Below are 19,445 nucleotides of genomic sequence, written 5' to 3' on the forward strand. Positions count from 1 at the left end.
AAAGGAACAGGCGATGGATTCCCACACCCTCGACGAGCTGGACATGCGGCTGCTGCACGCCCTGCAGCTCGACGGGCGCGCCCCCTTCAGCCGGATCGCCGACGTCCTCGGGGTCTCCGACCAGACCGTGGCCCGCCGCTATCGACGGCTCCACGGCGACTTCGGGATGCGCGTGCTCGGACTGCCCGAGCAGGAGCTGCTCGGCCGCACCCGCTGGGCGCTGCGGCTGCGCAGTACGCCCGAGGCCGCCGAGTCCCTGGCCAAGGCCCTCGCCCGGCGGGACGACACCGCGTGGATCTCGCTGATGTCCGGCGGCACGGAGGTGATGTGCGTGACCCGCCCGCGCAGCCACGACGAGCACGACGCACTGCTTCTCGGGCGGCTGCCGCGCACCCCGAGCATCGTCGAGATCGGCGCCCACAGCATCCTGCACACCTTCTACGGCGGTGCCCTGGGCTGGTTCGCCAAGCGGGGCGCGCTCACCGCCGAGGAGGTGGCGGCGTTGCAGCCGCCCCCGCCCGAGCCGCCGGCCGGCACGGTCGTCCTCGACGCCACCGACGAGGCCCTGCTGGCCGCGCTGGCCCGGGACGGCCGCGCCTCCTACCCCGAACTGCACCGTGCCACCGGCCTGTCGGAGTCGGCCGCCAAGCGGCGGCTGGAGCAGCTGCGCGGCTCGGGCGTGCTCTACACCGACGTGCAGCTCGACACGGCGTGGATCGGCCACGCCACCCGCGCCATCTTCTGGATCACGGCCGCGCCCGCCGCACTGTCCTCGATCGGGCAGGCGCTGGCCGCGCATCCGGAGACCGCCTACGTCGCCGCGACCACCGGGTCGTCCAACCTGGTCGCCGTGGTCATCTGCCGCAGCACACCGCAGCTCTACCGCTACCTGAGCGAGTGCGTCGGCGCCCTCGACGGGGTCCGGCACGTGGAGACCGTGCCGTCGCTCCGTCTGGTCAAGCAGATCACGACCGAAGGGATCCGCTGAGGATCGCCGCCGCGAGAGCGTCCGCCGCCTCCTGCGCCGCCGGCCGCCGGCGGCCGTGCAGCAGCACGAAGTCGACGCCGCCGAGCTCCGGCAGCCCCGCGCGGGCCGGGACCCGCACCAGGCCCGGCGGGATCAGCCCCTCGGCGTGGGCCATCACCCCGAGCCCCGCGCGGGCGGCGGCGATCAGCCCGCTCAGCGAGCCGCTGGTGCACGCGATGCGCCACGCACGGCCGTGCCGCTCCATGACGTCCAGGGCCCGGGCCCGGGTGATCGCGGGTGCCGGGTAGAGGATCAGCGGCACGGGCCGCTGCGCCTCGGGGCGGTACCGCTCGCCGGCGATCCACACCAGCCGGTCGCTCCACACCAGCCGGCCGTGGGTGTCCCCGGCCGCGCGCTTGCCCAGCACCAGGTCCAGCCGTCCGGCGGCCAGCTGCTTGTGCAAGGTGGCCGACAGCTCGACCGTCAGCTCCAGGTCGACCTCGGGGTGGTCGCGCCGGAAGCGCTCCAGGATCTCGGGCAGCCGGGTCAGGACGAAGTCCTCCGAGGCGCCCAGCCGCAGCCGGCCGCGCAGGCGGGTGCCCGCGAACCAGCCCGCCGCGCGCTCGTTCGCCTCCAGGATGGTCCGGGCGAAGCCGAGCATGGCCTCGCCGTCCTCGGTCAGCTCCACGCTGTGCGTGTCCCGCGTGAAGAACCGCCGCCCGGCGGTCTCCTCCAGCTTGCGGACGTGCTGGCTCACCGTCGACTGGCGCAGGCCCAGCCGGTGGCCGGCCTGCGTGAAGCTCAGGGTCTGCGCGACCGCGACAAAGGTCCGCAGCTGTACCGGGTCGAACACGGCCCCAGCCTACCGCGGCCCATCGCGATTCGTGATGACAGTCAGCGCGGTCAAAGTCATTTACGATCGCCCGGTCACCGGGCACTCTGGAGAGGGCCCCGTCCAGCACCGATGAGGAAGCCCATGCGCCGCCTGCGTTACCCGTCCTGGATCCCTGTGGACCCGTACATCGCGGCGCTGCTCGGCACCGTGCTCCTCGCGGCGCTGCTGCCCGCCCGGGGCACGGGCGCCCATGTCGCGGGTGGCGCGTCCACGGCGGCGGTGGCCCTGCTGTTCTTCCTCTACGGCGTGCGCCTGTCCACCCGGGAGGCGATGGAGGGACTGCGCCACTGGCGGCTCCACCTCACCGTCCTGGGGTCGACCTTCGTCGTCTTCCCGCTGCTGGGCCTGGCCTCGGGCGCACTGGTTCCGTACCTCCTGACGCCCGAGCTCCGCACCGGGCTGCTCTTCCTGTGCCTGGTGCCCTCGACCATCCAGTCCTCGATCGCCTTCACCTCGGTCGCCCGCGGCAACGTGGCGGCGGCCATCTGCGCCGGCTCCTTCTCCAGTCTCGCCGGGCTCGTCCTCACCCCACTACTGGCCGCGCTGCTGCTCGGGGGCGGCGCGGCCGGCTTCTCGGCGGACGCGGTGCTCGGCATCGTGCTGCAGCTGCTGGCGCCCTTCGTGGCGGGCCAGCTGCTGCGGCGCTGGATCGGCGGCTTCGTCACCGACCACAAGAAGGTGCTGGGCCTGGTCGACCGGGGCTCGATCCTGCTGGTCGTCTACGCCGCGTTCAGCGAGGGCGTGGTGCGCGGCATCTGGCACCAGGTCACGCCGCTGCGCCTGCTCGGGCTGCTGCTGGCCGAGGCCCTGCTGCTGGCCGCGATGCTCGGCATCACCTCGTACGGCTCGCGCAGGCTCGGCTTCCCCCGTGAGGACCGGGTGACCGTCGTCTTCGCCGGGTCGAAGAAGAGCCTGGCGGCCGGACTGCCCATGGCCTCCGTGCTCTTCGGGGCCCAGGCCGGGCTGATGGTGCTGCCGCTGATGCTCTTCCACCAGATGCAGCTGATGGTGTGCGCGGTCCTCGCCAAGCGGTGGGCCCGCCGGGCGGAGGCCGCGGAGCCGGCCGGTGCGACGCGGCCCGCCGTGCGGGCGCGGGAGGCAGTGTCCGCCAGGAGCTGAGCCGTCCGGCCTCCGCGGGAGCCCGTTCAGCGCACCGCGTCGACCGTGAGGACCGCGAGCGCCATCGCCAGGAACAGCGTGTACGCGGTCAGTGCCCGCCCCCGGTCCCCGGCGCGCAGCTGACGGAGGAGCACCCAGCCGAAGATCCCGGCTTCGAGCGCGGCACCGGCGGCGCCCGGCGCCCGGCGCCACAGCCCGGCGATGACCGCGACAGCGCCGAGCGTGTGCAGTGTCCCGAGCAGGGTGGGCACCCACAGGCGCCGCCCCTGGAGCACCCCGAGCCGGGTCAGCTCGTCGAGCCGCGCCAACCCCGGCCGGGCACGGGTCGGCTGGGCGATCGCCGAGGGGACGGCCTCCGGCAGCAGGAGGACGGTCAGCGCGACGGCGAGTGCGAACACCCGCACATGCTGCCGTACGTTCGACCGGGGTCAGTCCTCGCGGCAGATGACGAATCCGGGGTAGGGGTGCCGCCCGGGCCGGTCGCCGATCTCCCCGATCGCCCGCCGGATCTCGCGGAGCTGGGCCACGGTCATCTCCAGCGGCGGTTCGTCGGGCTGGTGGACGGTGCGGATCGGGTAGTCCACGCCGGGCTCGCGGGTCATCTCGATGTGGCAGCCCAGGACATGGGTGACCGGCCGTGCCTCGGCGAACGCGATCAGCCGGTCGACGGTGCGGCCGAAGGCGGCCCAGTCCTCCACGTACAGCCGGCCCGGGTAGACGGTGTCGCCGGTCAGCAGGAAGCCGGTCGCGGGGTCGTAGTAGGTGACGGCCGCGGCGTGGTGCCCGGGGGTGGCGAGGCACTCCAGGACCCTGCCGCCGAGGTCGAGACGGGCCACGCGGTCGGGGTCCGCCGTGAAGCCGAGGAAGTCCCAGGCGCTGTCGCGGTCCGCCGGTACGACGACGGTGTCCGGGCGGCCGGCGAACTGCGCGTCGCCCGCGACGTGGTCGCCGTGGGCGTGGGTGTGCAGCACCAGCAGCTCGTACCCCTGCTTCTGCAGGGCGGGCGGACGCAGCTCGAACAGCTCGTCCACGACCCGCCGCAGCGGGAAGAACTCCTCCTCGCGCGTGGCCCCGGTGTCCAGGAGCACCGCCCGGTCGTCGCCGAAGAGGAGGAAGAGGAACGGGGCCTCGTAGTGGACCGCCTTGTTCTGCCGCAGGATGAACGTGCGCTCGTCGTACTCGAACACCTGGATGTCGGGGTCGGTGTTGTGCTTGGCCGAGGGCGACCCGTGGATCCAGCGCACGTCGAGCGGCTCCGGCGCCCGAGGGGCGGATGCGTTCATGGCGTCTTCTCCTGCGGGAAGTCGTGGCGCCGGCCGGAGCGGCCGGCGGCGGTGGCGTACGGCCCGGTGCAAGGGCCCGCGATGGAATGGCGCACGGCGGCGCCCCTGACGATCCGGCCGGCCCGGGCGCCCGCCGCCGCCGTGGTGGCCCCGCGGCAGGCGCGGGAGCCGCCGACGGCGGCCCCGGAGAGTCCGCGGCCGGCTGTGGAGGTGCTGGTGAGCCTGGTCATCGTCCCTGCTCCGCCCCGCCGCGCGGCGCGGGCATCGTTTTGTGCGTCCCACCGGAGGGGAGGGACACTGTCCACGTGACCTCAGAGGCAACGGTGGCGACGTTCATCCACCATATCGGCGTCCTCGCCTCGGATCACGACGCCGGCCGGGCCTACCGCACCGCGGCGTTGAAGCCGCCGCGCACCGGCGTCGGGTACGAGGTCCACGGCGTCGTGGGGTACCGGCACCCGCACCACGACACCCCCTCCACCCCGCGGTACGCCGCCCGGCACCGGCCCGGGCACCGCGCGTACCGCCCATTCGACAGCGATCCCGACGGCAACGACATCGAGGCCGTCCACAAGGAGGTGGCTTCCTGATGGCTCCGCGCCTCGTGCTCGTGCGGCACGGTGAGACCGAGTGGTCCAAGAGCGGCCAGCACACCGGGCGGACCGACATCCCGCTCACCGAGGAGGGCCGGGAGGCGGCTCAACTGCTGGGCAAGCGCCTCGCCCGCGCGCCCTGGCACGACTTCCCCGGCGCCCGGGTCCGCACCAGCCCCCTCCAGCGGGCCCGTGAGACCTGCGAACTCGCCGGGTTCGGCGACCGGGCGGAGACCTGGGACGCGCTGCGGGAGTGGGACTACGGCGAGTACGAGGGCCGTACCTCGCCGGAGATCAGGGAGGAGCGGCCCGGCTGGGTGATCTGGCGCGACGGCGTCATCGGCGGGGAGACCTCGTGGCAGGTCGCCAACCGCGCCGACGAGGTGGTGGCCTGGGTCAAGGAGCAGGACAGCGACGCGGTCGTCTTCGCCCACGGGCACTTCCTGCGCACGCTGGCCGCCCGCTGGCTGCGGCTCGACCCCATGCGCGGCATGGTCCTGAGCCTGGCCCCGGCCTCGCTGTCGGTGCTGGGCTGGGAGTACGGCGACCCCGCGATCACCCTCTGGAACGACACCGCGCACCTGCAGTGACGGGCTGCGGTTCAGCGCGCCCACGGCGGGCTGAACCGCGACCCGCCGGCGAGCACCGCCTCCAGGCCGACCCCGGTGGTCACCCACACGGCGGCGGGCTCGCGGCCCGGGTTCCCCAGGGCGAGGGAGGAGCCGGCGGGCGCGGTGGCGACGTCGCCGGGGGACAGGTCGTACGCCTCGCCGTCGAGGGTCAGCCGCGGTGTGCCGTACAGGACCAGGAAGACCTCCTCGCGGCTGATGGTGTGCGCCGGGCCGGTGGTCCCGGCGGGCACCTCACCGCGCCACGCGCACAGTTCCGTGCTGCCGGTGCCGGTGCGGGCCGCCGCCGAGGCGGTGCGCCCCTGGGCCGACCTCCTCGGCACGGCCCGGCTGCGCGTGCTCTCCGCGGACCGGGGACGGCCGGCCCCCGGCGGCGGCCCGCTCCGGCCGTCCTGGTAGGCCGGTCCCGCGCCCGACGGTCCCGACTCAGCGTTCGGCCGAGGTGTCGTCCGGATCCAGGGGCGCGGTCTGCGGTTCCTGCAGCGCGTAGCCGTACAGCAGGATGAGTTTTACGGTCTCCAGCGCGAGCAGGCGGTCGGCCTGCTGCTCCTCGTGGCTCAGTTCCCCGTAGGGGACCAGCAGGGGATGGGTCCGCTTCCGGTCGCTTCGCCGACGGCCGAAGCGCCAACCCTCCGAGAGGCGTTGCCGGGCCCAGTTGTCGTGCGCGTTCTCCGCGAGGACCTCGATCAGGGCGTACAGGCTCTCGGGCACTTTGACGTCCTCGGTCCGCACGGGCGGCGGCGTCCAGGCTCGGCGCCCGGCGCGATCCTTCAGCGGGCCCTCCTGGGCGGACTGGGCCAGGCCAACCGGATCGCTTCCACGACCAGGGTGGCGGCGGCGTCGGCTGCGTACGCCTTCCACGCTCTCTCCAGCTCGGGCCGGGCCGAGTGCGGCGAGATGCCTTCGGTGGCGGTGCCCGCCACTCCGCACACCATCGAGAACGGCACATGGGTCCGGCCGGCCCTGCGGACCTGGGTGATCGCGCTCGCCACGTTCGAGCCCCCGAGCTCCACGGCCGCGAGCCCGGGGCAGGCGGCGAGTACCGGCCGCAACGCCGGGTCGCCGGTGCCCGCCGTCGCCACGTCTCCGGACGCGACGGGGCCCACCGCGACGCGAGAGCCTCCGTTCGGCGAGGCGACGGGCGGTCGCTCGTACGCCTTCTCCGCCCAGTAGGCGTAGTTGAGGCGCATGCTCTCGCCCAGCGCCGCCACCCCCTCGTGGGCGAGGTGGTTTCTGTCGGGTCGCGGCAGGCCCGCCTGCTCGAGTTCGTCGTAGGCGTAGCCGTGCACACGATCGGAGATCACCACGTCGCCGGGGGCGAGATCCGGGACGACGGCGCAGCAGACCCCGACGAACACCACCGTCTCCGGCTTGTACTCCTCGATAGTGGCGGCGACCGCGGTTCCCACCCCGTCCGGACCCTCGCAGGGTTGTGTCACCACCACCTCGTAGGCGCTGCTGCGACCGACCGCCTGGACGCCGGCACGGATCCACTCGCATCCCGAGCCGTGCTTGACGGGCTCGGTGAGGGAGCCGGAAGCCTCCAGGTGCCTGCGCAGCGCTTCGTGGACCTCGGGCAGGAGGGTGACGATCGCGATGTCGGCAGGCCGCGCGGGCGACGCCGCGGGCAGGGCTGCCGCGGGTGACCCGGCCCGCACGGCCGCGCGCTCCTCCAGCTTGCGGCGCTGCACGAACTCACGGTCCACGTCACCACTGATGAGGCGGACCTGTTCGTCCTGGTCGAGGGAGCCCATGTAGCGCCCCTGGAAACTGATCTGCTGAGCCACGCCGGTCTCGAGGAAGTAGGGCAGGATGACCAGGCGGCCGTCGGCGCGCAGGCGTTCGGCGATGAGGTACTCCTCCCTGCAGTACTCGCTCTCCCAGTAGTGGCGGCTGATGAGCGGTACGAACACGCGGCACGCGGCCACGTTCGCGTACAGCTGGCTGCGCCAGTCCGCGCCGAGTTCGATGGTGTTCCGGCGCAGGTAGTGGAAGTACGAGAGGTTGTGCAGCTCCAGGGAGCGGCCCACGCGCTGCGCCAGGGCGTTGTCGGCGGAGGCGTTGCTGAGGAAGACGCTGCCGTCCGCGCGCCCCAGGCTGCGGAAGTACCCGAGGCCCTCCTCGTAGGTCTCGAACTCCAGCCGCGGCAGGTGGAACCGGGCGACCTGCGCGTGCAGCCGCTCGCGCAGGTCCTCCGGGCTGCTCCAGTACAGCGCGATGTGGTCCGCCTGCTCGGCGGCCCTCAGCGCGGCGCCGCTCAGCAGCGGGGACGGCCCCGGTTCGTAACGGCCGTCCGGCGGATGGTGGACGAGTTTGAGCGTCGGTACGAAACGGCCGTACAGCAGCGGGAACACCCAGGGCACGGAGTCGGGGGAGGCGACGTCGATGACGATGAAGTCGCACTCGTCGACCGCGAGCATGAACTCGAACGGGTCCCGGAAGCCCAGACGGATCGTTCTGGCGGCGTATCCGACGTCCTCGACCGCACCCCGGATGTGCGGCTCGGCGGCGCGGTAGGCGGGGTCGTCGGGCAGGATCAGCCCCACTCTGCCGAGCAGCCCCTTCGCCGCCCGGCTCTCGGGTCCGCTGCGGCCGGCCAGCCGTGCGATCGCCGGCCGCAGCAGGTCCGCGTCCGGCAGCCGCCTGCGGTTGAAGACGAGGCGCTGCTCGTCCGTCACGGGAAAGAAGCCCGCCGACACTCCTTGTTCCATGAACACCAGCCGGGGCTTCTTGGCCTGGAGCGCCAGATCGTGTTCGTGCACCATGAAGGGCGAGGTGCGGTAGCGGCGTTCCTCCTCGCGGTGGGTCACGACACCGACCAGGCAGGCGCTCTGCTGCATCATCAGCTCAAGGTGGGTGGGTGACAGGGGATTGGTCTTGGGATCGACCGCGAAGGTGAACCCCTCGTCCCAGAAGAGTTTCCAGAAATACTCGTTCAGCTCCCGGTCCTCTGCCCAGTAGCTGTGGCTGAAATAGGCCGGTATGCGATTGCCGCCAGCCATCGTTCCTCCCCCCGGCCCCACCCGCCCGAGCGGACCCCGCCCCTCCGCGGCGTCCGGACTGTATGGCGGTGGTGCGGTGGGCGGGTCCGCGGCTTCAGGGCCCCACCCGGCCGTCGGCCCACGCCGTGTGCTCACCCATCCCCCCTCCTGCCCCGGACTACACCCCGCATCCCAGGCAACCAGTCGAAACCCCACGGAACCCATCGACGTCGCCTTGGGCCAACTGGCTAGACTGGCCCATGCCTTCGTCGCGCTCACCGCGTCCGCTCATAGCCGTCATCGGCAGTGCCGACCCAGGTCGTACTCTCTCGCCACCGCTGACCGCCACCCATCTCGCTCCCGAGGCATGCCGCCAACTGGGCAGGGAACTGGCCAGGGCCGGCTGTGACCTGGCCGTCTTCTCCAGCAGCCCGGAGTACATCGAGACCGACGTGGTGAAGGGCTACGCGGAAGCCAGCACGGGCGCCGAGCCCGGCCGTGTCGCCGCCTACCCTCCGCGCCATCTCGACGTGGACTTCGGGCTCTTCCCCGACGCCCACCTGAGCATGGAGATCCACCGCGACACGAGTGGCGAGTGGGAGGTGGCCTTCTACCGCACGCTGCTGACCTGTGACGGCGTCCTGATGATGGGAGGCGGGCAGAACACCCGGGTCGCCGGCATCGTCGCCCTCTCGCAGCGCCTGCCGCTCGTGCCGGTGGCCGCCTTCGGGGGCGGGGCCGGCCAGGTCTGGGTCCAGTTCGACAAGGTCCGCAACGACGCGGACGACTCGGGGATCCGCCTCATGGGCGACAACTGGTCGTCGGAGTCCGCCGGCCGCCTGGTGGCCTGTCTGCTCGAGCAGCGGGAGCGCAAGCTGCGGAACCTGGAGGAGACCGAGCGCGGGCAGCGCTCGGCCGCCCTGCGATCGATGAGGGGTCTCGCCGTGGCGGCCGTCTGCATGCTCGGCTCCGTGGCCGCGCTCGTGACGGCGGGGCCATCACAGCAGGCCCGGACCCGGGATCTGCTGGTCCTGGTGGGCGCTCCTCTGGCTGCGTCCGCCGCCGGGGCGATCATCCGCAACTCGTTCGGCAGCGACGCCCGCTGGGGGCGTGCCGCGGTGCGGGGGCTGGGCGCCGGCCTGGTGTCCGTCCTGCTCTACTTCGCCTCCCAGCTGCTGAGCGTGCCGACCCTCCTCGACGACCTTGATGTGCGGCGCCTGCTCTTCTTCACCATCCCGCTCGGGTTCACGGCCGGGTTCACCTTCGACCTCGTCTTCGAACGCCTCCGGTCGGGCGCCGCGGGACCCGCTGCCGCGCAGGTCCCCGATGTCCCGGCACCCGGGGCGTCCCCGCCGGTCGCTGGGGAGGCCTCACGGAGGTGACCACCGGCACCCGGGCACCGTGCTGAGCCGCCGTGCGAACCGGTAGGCGCCGCCCCGACCTCGGTTCCCGAGGCCGCGAGGAGCCCGTTCCGCCTCACCCGGTGGCGGCGCGGCGGGGCGGTTAGCATGCCAGGAGAACGTGAACGTGCTCAAGGAGGCGGGTCCACCATGGCGGACGGCGTCACGATCCCCGGCATCGATCCCACGTCCAAGCCGAGCGGCGAAGGCTGCGCCGACTGCGGGGCCGGCCAGGGGCCGGGCTGGTGGCTGCACCTGCGCCGCTGCGCGCAGTGCGGGCACATCGGCTGCTGCGACTCCTCGCCCTCCCAGCACGCCACACGGCACGCGCTCGAGGAGGGCCATCCGTTCATCACCAGCTACGAGCCCGGTGAGGAGTGGTACTGGAACGTCGAGACCGAGCAGTACTACGACGGTCCCCCGTTGACGCCACCGCACTCCCGCCCGGAGAGCCAGCCCTGCCCGGGTCCCGCGGGCAAGGTCCCCGAGGACTGGCAGGAGCGGTTGCACTGACGTCGCGGTCCGGGCGCGGCACGCCCCCGGACCGCACGATCCCCGGGAGCTACGCGCCGCCCTCCGGCAGCCGTACCCGTGCCAGCTGCCGGGACTGCGCCACCAGCCGGCCCGCCGAGTCCCAGACCTCGGCGTCCTCCTCCATGTATCCGTCCGCGAAGTTCCGGGTGGAGTGCTTCAGCCGCAGCCACCCCGGCGCGGGCCTCGCCCGGACGTGGGCGGTGAGCTCCAGGGTCGGCGCCCAGCCCGGGACGCCCAGGTCGAAGCTGACCGGCGGCAGGCTGTCCACGGCGAGCAGCAGCAACAGCGGGTCGGGCTCGCGTCCGTCGGGCATCCGCAGCCAGCCCTGCACCATGCCCCGGCCGGACGGCGCGCCGACGGCCCACCCGACGGTGTCCGGGTCCAGCCGCAGCTCGATGCGCTCCAGCATCGGGGATATCTTCAGGAACTCCGGCGGTGCCACATCGGTCCCGACGCACTCCTGCGGCGGCGGCATGTGCGGGGGCGTGGCCGAGGTGCGCACGTCGCCCGCGTGGTCGTGGCCGTTCAGGTCGCCGTAGGTGGCGATCGCGCGCAGCCGCTCCTCACCGCCCTGCACGAGGGAGACCGTGCCGGTGGAGACGGTACGGCCGCGGCGCAGCGTCTCGGTACGGGCGGTCACCGGGCCGGGGCGGGACGTCGACAGGTAGTAGGCGCTGATCGAGAACGGATCCCGGTGCCCCTGCCCGCCGCCGCCCAGTTCCTCGCCCAGCGCCCGCCCGGCGAGGGCGAGCAGCAGCCCGCCGTTGACGCCCATGCCGATCTGCCAGCCCTCGTGGAGCTCGGCGTCGTAGACCGAGGGCTCGCCCGGACGCGCCGTGACGGCCGTCTCGCGGTCGAATCCGTACTTCTCGTGCATCGTCAGTGTTCCTTGAGGTCGAACGAGGTGAACAGCGCGTCGAGCGCGTCGTCGATGGAGGCGGCGCCGGTGCCCAGGGCCAGCGAGCCCCACAGCCACAGCTGCGCCACACCGTGCAGTCCGGACCACACGGCGCCGGTGAGCGCCCGGGTGTCCGCCCCGGGCCGCCAGCCCTCGGCCTGCGCGGCGCGCACCAGTACGAGGAGGTGGTCGTCGAAGGCCGCCAGGCCGGCCCGGCCGAGTTCCCTGTCCCGGGGGTCCAGCAGGTCGTGCCGGAACATCAGGGTGAACATCGCGGGCCGCCCCAGCGCGTACGCCACGTAGCCGCCGGCCCCGGCCCGCAGCCGCGCGGCGGCCGACGCTCCCGGGGGGCACTCCCGTACGGCCGCCTCGGCGCGGGCGTTGAGTTCCCGGAAGCCCACGGTGGCCACGGCCGAGAGCAGCGCCGCCCGGTGCGGGAAGTGCTTGAGCGGCGCCCCGTGCGACACGTTCGCCCGCCGTGCGATGGCCCGCAGGGTCAGCCCCTCGACGCCCTCGTCGTCCAGGACGGCGAGGGCGGCGTCGAGCAGGCGCGCGCGGGGTGCGGTCGTCATGGTGGACAGTGTCTACCCGAGAGGTGGACACTGTCTACCTCCGCCTTCGCGGACGCGGGGACGGCACAGTCGGCGGCGGGAGCCGGCCGGCGCAGGGGGCGCTACCCCGCCGGCCGGTCCCGCACGCGTGTACGCGCGCCGGGGTGGATCAGACCCCGCCGGCCACCGGCGCCGGCAGGGCGATCCGCTCCTCGCCCGCGTACACGTTCATGGAGGTGCCGCGGAGGAAGCCGACGAGGGTGAGACCGGACTCGGCGGCGAGGTCGACGGCGAGGGAGGACGGGGCGGAGACGGCGGCGAGGACGGGGATGCCGGCCATCACGGCCTTCTGGGCGAGTTCGAACGAGGCGCGGCCGGAGACCATCAGGATCTTCCCGGCGAGCGGCAGCAGATCCTGCTGGAGCGCGCGGCCGACGAGTTTGTCGACGGCGTTGTGGCGGCCCACGTCCTCGCGGACGTCCAGCAGTTCGCCCTCCTCCGTGAAGAGTGCGGCCGCGTGCAGGCCCCCGGTGCGGTCGAAGACCCGCTGCGCGGCGCGCAGCCGGTCGGGGAGCGCGGACAGCAGTGCGGGCTCGAGCCGGAGCGGTGAGGCGTCGGCGATCGGCCAGCGCGCCGTGGTCCGGACGGCGTCGAGGCTGGCCTTGCCGCACAGGCCGCAGGAGGACGTCGTGTAGACGTTGCGCTCCAGCGTGATGTCGGGGACGGGGACGCCGGGCGCGAGGCGCACGTCGACGACGTTGTAGGTGTTGGAGCCGTCCACGGTCGCGCCCGCGCAGTACACGATGTTCGCCAGTTCGTCCGCGCCGCCGAGGACGCCCTCGCTGACCAGGAAGCCGGCCGCCAGGGCGAAGTCGTCGCCCGGGGTGCGCATCGTGATCGCCAGTGGCTTGCCGTTCAGCCGGATCTCCAGGGGCTCCTCGGCGACCAGGGTGTCCGCCCGGTGATCGACCGCTCCGTCCCTGATCCTCAGTACTCGACGCCGTTCGGTGACCCGTCCCATGTCGATCAGTCCCGGTTCTGTACGTGCTGGAAGCCGTGTCGGCCCTTGATACAGAGGTTGCCACGGGTGACCGGGTCCACGTGCGGCGAGGTCACCGTGACGATCCAATATTGTCTACAGTATTCGTCTGGAAAAGGTCAAGAGGTGGGCAGGGGGCCGCCGGCCGGCGTGGCGGGCGGCCGGAGGGTGAACGGCGGTCAATGAAGGGGCACACGGTGGGATACGGCCCCATGGCGGCCAAACGCGAGTCCGAGAAGGCGCGAGAAGGCGGCCGGCCCCGCGGGCTCCGGCCGCCTCGGCGCCGTCCCCGGAGCGGTTTGACGGGCCATGCGCGTGCTGGGTACAAACGTGCGACTCCACTGTCCCGTACGCCATATGGGGGATTCGCGCTCGTGAGCACCACGGACACCGACCCGGGCACCCAGCCCCCGGTCACCACCTGCTACCGGCATCCCAAGCGCGAGACGTATGTCCGCTGCACCCGCTGCGACCGGCACATCTGCCCGGACTGCATGCGCGAGGCGGCGGTCGGCCACCACTGCCCGGAGTGCGTGAAGGAGGGCAACAAGAGCATCCGCCAGGCGCGCACCGTCTTCGGCGGGCGGGTGGCGACCGCGGGCGCTCCCGTGGTCACGCAGATCCTGATCGCCCTCAACATCCTCGCTTACCTGGGCGAGTTGGTCCGCTCCGACATCGTCGACCGCTTCGACGGGCTCGGGCAGGGGCTGGTGGGCCCCGACGGCATGGCGTACGTGTACGACGGCTCGGTGTACCCCGGCTTCGAGGCGATCGGCATCGCCCACGGCGAGTGGTACCGGCTGATCACCTCGGCCTTCCTCCACCAGCCGCCCGGCCAGGGCACCTTCGGGATCCTGCACATCCTCCTCAACATGTACTCGCTGTGGACCCTCGGCCGGGTGGTCGAGGCGCAGTTGGGCCGGATCCGCTTCATCGCGCTCTATCTGCTGTCCGCCCTCGGCGGCTCCGTGCTGGTGTACCTGATCGCCCCGCACAGCAGCACCGTCGGCGCCTCCGGCGCGATCTTCGGCCTCGGCGCGGCGTACTTCGTCTTCAGCAAGCGGCTCAACTACGACCCCCTCGGCGGCCGGCAGCTCATCATCGGCCTTCTCGTCTGGATGGCCGTCTCCGCCGCCGTCACCTCGTGGCAGGGCCACCTCGGCGGACTCCTCGCCGGCGGCGCGGTCGGCCTGGTCTTCGCCTACGCGCCCGGCAGACGCCGCGCCCTCTGGCAGGCCGTCGGGGCGGTCGCGCTGCTGCTGGTGCTCGTGAGCCTGGTCGTGCTGAAGACCTCCCAGCTCACGGGCGCCGTCTGAACCCGGAGACGGGAGTGCCGACGGCCGGCCGCCGCCGCGGCGATCCCCGCCGGACCCGGGATGTGAAGAGCGTCACGCCTCGGTGCGGTGTCCGCGCCCCGGGCCTGCGCGCGTAGACTGTAGACGAAAGCCAATCATCCCCGGGAAAGGTTGGGGGCCTCGATGCTGTCCAACGGGCTGTCGCAGGGATCCGTGCCCAAACTCCAGCGTCCGGGACCCCTGCGCGAGCAGGTGTACGAGGCGCTGCTCGAGCTGATCATCAACCGGTCGCTGACCCCCGGCCAGCATCTGGTGGAGACCGAGCTGGCCGGACACCTCGGGGTCTCCCGCCAGCCCGTCCGCGAGGCCCTGCAGCGGCTCAATACCGAGGGATGGGTGGATCTGCGCCCGGCCCAGGGGGCCTTCGTCCACGAGCCCACCGACGAGGAGGCCGACCAACTCCTGGTCGTCCGCGCCCTGCTGGAGACGGAGGCGGCCCGCCTCGCCGCGGCCAACGCCACGTCCAAGGGGATCGAGCGGCTGGAGGAGCTGTGCACGGCGGGCGAGGCCGCCGTCCGGGCCGACGACGTCGACGCCGTGGTGGCGGCGAACGCCGCCCTCCACGCCTGCGTGATGGAACTGGCCGGGAACGCGGTGCTCGCCGAGCTCGCCCGGCAGGTCGAGCGGCGCGTGCGCTGGTACTACACGCCGGTCGCCCGCCAGCGCGGCATGCAGTCCTGGACCGAGCACCGCGAACTGATCGCGGCCATCGCCGAACGCGACGGCGACCGCGCGCAGCAGGTCATGCGCGCCCACACCGAGCACACCAGGACCTCGTACCACCAGCGCCCCGACAAGGGCTGAGCCCCGGCCCGCCCCGGCGGCTCAGAACAGCGGCTTGCCCTCGAAGTGGCCCAGCCGCTCGTTGTACAGCTCCACGTTGACCCCGTTGGGGTCGCGGAGGTAGAGGCTGTCCTCCACCCCCCGGTCCGGCCCCAGGTACTCCACTCCGGCCTCGTCCAGCCGGCGCTTCGCGTCCGTGAACTGGTCCCCGGTCACCGACAGCGCCAGGTGCTGCAGGCCGCCGATCGTCTCGTGTTGCTCGGGGTGTTCGTGGCCGGGGAAGTCGAAGAAGCCCAGCAGGTTGTCGTGACCGATGTCGAAGAAGAAGTGGCTGGACCCCGCGTAGTCCCGGTTCTCCACCAGTTCCACCAGAGGGAAGCCCAGGAACTCCTGGTAGAAGCGGATGGTCTCCTCGACGTCGCGGCAGATGAACGCCACGTGGTGCACCCCCGCCGCCCTCGTGGCCGGGCGGTCCGCGGGCTCCCGCAGATACCGCTCGCGCAGTTCCTCGCGCCGGGCCCGTACGGCCTTCAGTTCCTCGCCCTGCGGCTGACTCATGATCGCTCCCGCCTCCTCATGCCCGCGCATTAATGCGGTGCGCCGGAAGATATACCCGATTAGCCTCCGGCCATGGTGTCCTTCGACCGACTGGCGGCATTCGCCCTGGTATCACTGGTGCTCGTGGTGATCCCCGGCCCCAGCGTCCTCTTCGTCATCGGCCGTGCGCTCGCCCACGGCCGCCGTGTCGCGCTGACCTCGGTCGCCGGCAACACGCTCGGCTCGTACGTCCTCGTGGCCGCCGTCGCGCTCGGCGTCGGCCCGGTCGTCGAGCGCTCCGCGCTGCTCTTCGCGGCCCTGAAGCTCGCCGGCGCCGCCTATCTGGTCCATCTGGGCGTCAAGGCGCTGCGGCAGCGCAGGGCGCTCACCATGGCGGCCGGGGAGACGGGGACGGCGCACGGCGCGCTGCGCACGCTCGGCGAGGGCTTCGTGGTGGGGGTCTCGAACCCCAAGACGATGGTGTTCTACGCGGCGGTGCTGCCGCAGTTCGTCGATCGCGCGGCCGGGCACGTGCCCGTGCAGATGCTGCTGCTGGGCCTGATCTTCAACGCCATCGCCCTCGTCTCGGACAGCACCATGGGTCTGGCCGCCTCCGCGGCCCGTTCCTGGTTCGCCCGGTCACCGCGCCGGCTCTCCCTGGTGGGCGGCGCCGGCGGCCTCGCGATGATCGGCCTCGGCGTGACCGTCGCCGCGACGGGACGTACCGACTGATCACCGCGTCGCTGGATAGGCTGGGCGGATGGACGACGGACACGCGGACGACACGGCCGCCCTGGCGCGGCTGCGCCACCTGCGCGGCAGCATCGACAACCTGGACGCGGCCCTGGTGCACCTCCTCGCGGAGCGCTTCAAGGCGACGCAGCAGGTGGGCGAGCTGAAGGCGGCGCACAACATGCCGCCCGCCGATACGCAGCGCGAGGCGGAGCAGATCGCCCGGCTGCGCCGGATGGCCGAGGAGGCGCACCTCGACCCGGCCTTCGCGGAGAAGTTCCTCAAGTTCATCGTCGAAGAGGTCATCCGCCACCACAAGGCGATCGCCGCCGACCGCTCCGGGTGACAACGGCGTGGCCTCAGCCGCGGGGTTCCGCGGCTGAGGCCCACGTCATGCCGGTACGGTCCCCGGAGGGCCGGGGTGCCGTCCGGGAAGGTCACGGCGGACCGGAGCAACACCCGGACGTCCGGCTCGAGGTGCCGCGCCCGCGCCCAGGTGTTCTCCCGTCGTCACGTCAGATCGCCTCCCTGCTGATGGGCTGCGGATTGGGCTCGATGTCCTTCGGGGAACGTCCCGGCGGGGTGAGGAACAGCGCGATGAATCCGGCGAACAGCGAGATGGATCCCGCGAGGGTGAACGCCCCGCTGTGGCCCCAGTGCGAGACCACGTAGGCGCCCATGCCGGAGCCGAGCAGACCCGAGACCAGCTTGGAGCTGTAGACCAGCCCGTAGTTGGACGCGTTGTTGTTCTCACCGAAGTAGTCGGCCGTCATCGCCGCGAACATCGGGAAGATCGCGCCGCCGCCGAATCCGGAGATGGACGAGAAGATCAGGAACAGCGGCAGGTTCTTGATGTCGGCCGACCACAGGATGCCGTACTGCGACAGGCCGAGGACGAGGCAGACGAAGATCAGGCACTGCTTGCGGCCGTACCGGTCGGACAGCCAGCCGATGACGCCGCGGCCGGTGCCGTTGACGATCGCCTTGAGCGACATGGCCGTGGCCACGATCCCGCCGGCGAAGCCCGCCTCCTTGCCGATGTCGACCTGGAAGGCGATGCCGAAGATGTTCACGCCGGACGTGCACAGCAGACAGAACCACATCAGGGCCACCCGGCCGGTGCGCCAGGCCTCCGCGGGGGTGTACTGCCGGACGGCGGGCGGGTTCTTCTCCAGGGCACGCCGGGTCCGCGGGTCGTCGGGCACCTTGAGCGGGTCGATCTCCGCGGGCCACCAGTTCTTCGGCGGGTCCTTGAAGAAGTACCCCGCCGCCGCGACCATCGCGGCGAGGAAGATGCCGACCGAGACCAGCACCCAGCGGAAGTTGGTGAGGTCCATGTAGCCGGTGAAGAGGAAGACGAAGGGCACCGAGCCATAGGCGAAACCGCCGTTGACGAAGCCGGTCTTGCCTCCCTTCCGCTCCGGGTACCACTTGCCGACCATGTTGACGCAGGTCGCGTACACCATGCCGGCGCCCATGCCGCTGAACATGCCGAAGCCGATGTAGGCGACGACGACGTGCGGTGCGAACGCCAGCGACAGGTAGCCCAGGAAGGTGCCCAGGGCGCCGAACATCATCGCCCAGCGCGCCGGCAGTTTCCCGGACTCGCGGAGCTTGCCGGCCGGGAAGGCCACCGCGGCCTGGAAGAACACCCAGACCCCGAGCATCCAGAAGATGTGCAGACTGCTCCACGCATGTGCGGTGTGCAGTGTCTCCTCGGCGGACGCGAACGCGTACTCCGCCGAGCTGATGCCCATCATGCCTACCCACGGCAGGATGACCATCCACTTGCGCTTCCGGCCCATGATGTCCACATCGGTCTCACCGATGCGGTACGTCCGGCCGTTGTGGTCGGTCACCTCTCGATAGGTGACGGGTCGTTGGGACGTCGTTGTCGTTGACGCCATTGTCATATTCCCCTGCCTCGAAAGAGTCTGGCCAGCGCCCCCTGGACCTGGGCCGGCACGGTCGGTCTCCGCGGAGACCGAACACGACGGCCCCCGTGCTCTTTTCGTGCTTCGTGGCGGGCCGGGTCCGCGCTTCGCGCGCGGACCGCCCCGTCACGGGTGGTGCGTCGGTCGGGACGGCTGTGCCGCCCCGGCCCACCGGCGTGCGGCGCCCCGCGCCGCCGCCGGCTGCTCTGTGGTGTCGCCGCCCCTGGCGCGCGCGTCCGGCACGCCCCGAACGGCCTCGCGCCCCTGTGCGTCCGCCATCGCTCAGATCACCCCGGTCGTCCGGAGCTCGGCCACTTCCCCTGCGGACAGGCCGAGTTCGGTGGTGTAGATGTCGTGGTTGTGTTCGCCGAGGAGGGGGGATCGTTCGACGGTGACGGGGGAGTCGGAGAGTTTGAGGGGGCTGCCGACGGTGACGTAGGAGCCGCGTTCGGGGTGGTCGACCTCGACGACGATCTCGTTCGCCTTCAGGCTGGCGTCCTCGATGATCTCCTTGGTGGACAGGATCGGCCCGCACGGGATGTTGTGCGCGTTGAGCTGCTCCAGCACCTCCCACTTGGGCAGGGTGCTCGTCCACTCCTCGATCAGCTGGAACATCTTCGCGAGCTTGGGCAGCCGCGCCTCGGGCGTGGCCCACTCCGGATCGTCGGCCAGCTCGCAGTGCCCGATCAACTCCGCCAGCGGGGCCCAGCCCACCGGCTGCACGATCACGTACACATAGTCGTTCGGGCCGCCCGGCGCGCACTTGACCGCCCAGCCGGGCTGCCCGCCACCGGAGGCGTTCCCCGAACGCGGCACCTCGTCGCCGAAGTCCTCGTTCGGATACTCCGCCAGCGGACCGTGCGCCAGCCGCTGCTGATCCCGCAGCTTGACCCGGCACAGATTCAGCACCGCGTGCTGCATCGCCACCTGCACCCGCTGCCCCCGACCGGTGTGCGTGCGCTGGTACAACGCGGCCAAGATCCCCGCCACCGCGTGCACCCCCGTCCCCGAATCACCGATCTGCGCACCCGTCGCCATCGGCGGACCACCCTCGAACCCGGTCGTGGCCATCGACCCGCCCATCGCCTGCGCCACCACCTCATACGCCTTGAACCCCGTGTACGGGCCCTCCCCGAACCCCTTGATCGACGCGTACACGATCCTCGGATTGATCTCCCGGATCCGCTCCCAGGTGAAACCCATCCGGTCCACCGC

General features: G+C 72.2%; 23 protein-coding genes and 1 pseudogene. 10 read left to right on the top strand and 14 right to left on the bottom strand.

The genetic code is table 11. The annotated features are described in order from the left end of the window. Positions 1–13: 13 nt before the first annotated feature. A complete protein-coding gene (locus AB0F62_RS36380) occupies positions 14–988 on the top strand; it encodes an AsnC family transcriptional regulator (protein ID WP_361809626.1) in 975 nt (324 codons plus the stop codon). Here AB0F62_RS36380 and AB0F62_RS36385 read toward each other — a convergent pair. Next, the gene (locus AB0F62_RS36385; protein WP_361809628.1) at positions 966–1,820 is read right to left on the bottom strand and encodes a LysR substrate-binding domain-containing protein; all 855 of its coding nucleotides are present in this window, start codon (positions 1,818–1,820) and stop codon (positions 966–968) included. The two genes, AB0F62_RS36380 and AB0F62_RS36385, sit on opposite strands and share 23 nt — an antisense overlap. Before the next feature lie 123 nt (positions 1,821–1,943). Between AB0F62_RS36385 and AB0F62_RS36390 the strand changes: the two genes are divergently transcribed. Further along, a complete protein-coding gene (locus tag AB0F62_RS36390) occupies positions 1,944–2,981 on the top strand; it encodes a bile acid:sodium symporter family protein (RefSeq protein WP_361809630.1) in 1,038 nt (345 codons plus the stop codon). A 26-nt stretch (positions 2,982–3,007) separates the two neighbouring features. Here AB0F62_RS36390 and AB0F62_RS36395 read toward each other — a convergent pair whose 3' ends face one another. From AB0F62_RS36395 to AB0F62_RS36405, 3 genes are read right to left on the bottom strand one after another with little or no spacing between them, the layout of a single operon-like run. Beyond that, positions 3,008–3,379: a hypothetical protein gene (locus tag AB0F62_RS36395; RefSeq protein ID WP_361809632.1), complete on the bottom strand. Its 372-nt coding sequence runs from the start codon at positions 3,377–3,379 to the stop codon at positions 3,008–3,010. Between the two features lie 30 nt (positions 3,380–3,409). Then, entirely contained in the window at positions 3,410–4,264 is an 855-nt protein-coding gene (locus AB0F62_RS36400) for an MBL fold metallo-hydrolase (protein WP_361809634.1), read from the bottom strand. Beyond that, positions 4,261–4,494 (bottom strand): hypothetical protein, encoded by a 234-nt coding sequence (locus AB0F62_RS36405; RefSeq protein ID WP_361809636.1) that lies wholly within the window; start codon positions 4,492–4,494, stop codon positions 4,261–4,263. The genes AB0F62_RS36400 and AB0F62_RS36405 overlap by 4 nt, the downstream gene beginning before the upstream one ends. 75 nt (positions 4,495–4,569) lie before the next feature. Here AB0F62_RS36405 and AB0F62_RS36410 point away from each other — a divergent pair, with 75 nt between their 5' ends. Continuing rightward, positions 4,570–4,854 carry a hypothetical protein gene (locus tag AB0F62_RS36410; protein WP_361809639.1) on the top strand — a complete coding sequence of 95 codons (285 nt, stop codon included), beginning with the start codon at positions 4,570–4,572 and terminating at the stop codon, positions 4,852–4,854. Continuing rightward, complete coding sequence (locus AB0F62_RS36415) at positions 4,854–5,447, top strand: histidine phosphatase family protein (protein WP_361809641.1); 594 nt, start codon at positions 4,854–4,856, stop codon at positions 5,445–5,447. Before AB0F62_RS36410 ends, AB0F62_RS36415 begins: the two co-directional genes overlap by 1 nt. Before the next feature lie 11 nt (positions 5,448–5,458). Here AB0F62_RS36415 and AB0F62_RS36420 read toward each other — a convergent pair whose 3' ends face one another. From AB0F62_RS36420 to AB0F62_RS36430, 3 genes are all read right to left on the bottom strand, one after another. Further along, the gene (locus tag AB0F62_RS36420; protein WP_361809643.1) at positions 5,459–5,809 is read right to left on the bottom strand and encodes a cupin domain-containing protein; all 351 of its coding nucleotides are present in this window, start codon (positions 5,807–5,809) and stop codon (positions 5,459–5,461) included. A 103-nt stretch (positions 5,810–5,912) separates the two neighbouring features. Further along, positions 5,913–6,347: a RyR domain-containing protein gene (locus AB0F62_RS36425; RefSeq protein ID WP_361809645.1), complete on the bottom strand. Its 435-nt coding sequence runs from the start codon at positions 6,345–6,347 to the stop codon at positions 5,913–5,915. Beyond that, entirely contained in the window at positions 6,257–8,488 is a 2,232-nt protein-coding gene (locus tag AB0F62_RS36430) for a TIR domain-containing protein (RefSeq protein WP_361809647.1), read from the bottom strand. The genes AB0F62_RS36425 and AB0F62_RS36430 overlap by 91 nt, the downstream gene beginning before the upstream one ends. 239 nt (positions 8,489–8,727) lie before the next feature. On the opposite strand from AB0F62_RS36430, the gene AB0F62_RS36435 reads away from it, so the two are divergent. Then, positions 8,728–9,849 carry a hypothetical protein gene (locus AB0F62_RS36435; RefSeq protein ID WP_361809649.1) on the top strand — a complete coding sequence of 374 codons (1,122 nt, stop codon included), beginning with the start codon at positions 8,728–8,730 and terminating at the stop codon, positions 9,847–9,849. 168 nt (positions 9,850–10,017) lie between these two features. Then, complete coding sequence (locus tag AB0F62_RS36440; RefSeq protein ID WP_361809651.1) at positions 10,018–10,380, top strand: UBP-type zinc finger domain-containing protein; 363 nt, start codon at positions 10,018–10,020, stop codon at positions 10,378–10,380. A 49-nt stretch (positions 10,381–10,429) separates the two neighbouring features. Here AB0F62_RS36440 and AB0F62_RS36445 read toward each other — a convergent pair whose 3' ends face one another. From AB0F62_RS36445 to AB0F62_RS36460, 4 genes and pseudogenes are all read right to left on the bottom strand, one after another. Then, positions 10,430–11,278, bottom strand: a complete 849-nt coding sequence (locus AB0F62_RS36445; protein WP_361809653.1) for a thioesterase family protein — start codon at positions 11,276–11,278, stop codon at positions 10,430–10,432. 2 nt (positions 11,279–11,280) lie between these two features. Then, the gene (locus tag AB0F62_RS36450) at positions 11,281–11,871 is read right to left on the bottom strand and encodes a TetR/AcrR family transcriptional regulator (RefSeq protein ID WP_361809655.1); all 591 of its coding nucleotides are present in this window, start codon (positions 11,869–11,871) and stop codon (positions 11,281–11,283) included. A gap of 148 nt (positions 11,872–12,019) precedes the next feature. Then, positions 12,020–12,871, bottom strand: a complete 852-nt coding sequence (fdhD, locus tag AB0F62_RS36455) for a formate dehydrogenase accessory sulfurtransferase FdhD (protein WP_361809657.1) — start codon at positions 12,869–12,871, stop codon at positions 12,020–12,022. A 5-nt stretch (positions 12,872–12,876) separates the two neighbouring features. Further along, a pseudogene (locus tag AB0F62_RS36460) lies at positions 12,877–12,975 on the bottom strand (Fe-S-binding domain-containing protein); the annotation flags it as partial. A gap of 288 nt (positions 12,976–13,263) precedes the next feature. Between AB0F62_RS36460 and AB0F62_RS36465 the strand changes: the two are divergent. Beyond that, the gene (locus tag AB0F62_RS36465) at positions 13,264–14,205 is read left to right on the top strand and encodes a rhomboid family intramembrane serine protease (protein WP_361809659.1); all 942 of its coding nucleotides are present in this window, start codon (positions 13,264–13,266) and stop codon (positions 14,203–14,205) included. A gap of 162 nt (positions 14,206–14,367) precedes the next feature. After that, entirely contained in the window at positions 14,368–15,048 is a 681-nt protein-coding gene (locus AB0F62_RS36470) for a GntR family transcriptional regulator (protein WP_361809661.1), read from the top strand. A gap of 21 nt (positions 15,049–15,069) precedes the next feature. Here AB0F62_RS36470 and AB0F62_RS36475 read toward each other — a convergent pair whose 3' ends face one another. Then, complete coding sequence (locus tag AB0F62_RS36475) at positions 15,070–15,585, bottom strand: VOC family protein (RefSeq protein WP_361809663.1); 516 nt, start codon at positions 15,583–15,585, stop codon at positions 15,070–15,072. Positions 15,586–15,657: 72 nt separating this feature from the next. Here AB0F62_RS36475 and AB0F62_RS36480 point away from each other — a divergent pair, with 72 nt between their 5' ends. Next, the gene (locus AB0F62_RS36480) at positions 15,658–16,296 is read left to right on the top strand and encodes a LysE family translocator (protein ID WP_361809665.1); all 639 of its coding nucleotides are present in this window, start codon (positions 15,658–15,660) and stop codon (positions 16,294–16,296) included. A 28-nt stretch (positions 16,297–16,324) separates the two neighbouring features. After that, a complete protein-coding gene (locus AB0F62_RS36485; protein WP_361809667.1) occupies positions 16,325–16,642 on the top strand; it encodes a chorismate mutase in 318 nt (105 codons plus the stop codon). A 169-nt stretch (positions 16,643–16,811) separates the two neighbouring features. Here the strand turns inward: AB0F62_RS36485 and AB0F62_RS36490 are convergent, their stop codons facing one another. Both AB0F62_RS36490 and AB0F62_RS36495 read right to left on the bottom strand, forming a co-directional pair. After that, positions 16,812–18,203 carry an OFA family MFS transporter gene (locus AB0F62_RS36490; RefSeq protein WP_361809669.1) on the bottom strand — a complete coding sequence of 464 codons (1,392 nt, stop codon included), beginning with the start codon at positions 18,201–18,203 and terminating at the stop codon, positions 16,812–16,814. 309 nt (positions 18,204–18,512) lie between these two features. Next, positions 18,513–19,445: formyl-CoA transferase (locus tag AB0F62_RS36495; RefSeq protein ID WP_361809671.1), on the bottom strand; the 933-nt coding region annotated here is incomplete at its 5' end.

The sequence above is a fragment of the Streptomyces sp. NPDC026673 genome, assembly GCF_040638135.1.
Classification (GTDB): Bacteria; Actinomycetota; Actinomycetes; order Streptomycetales; family Streptomycetaceae; genus Actinacidiphila.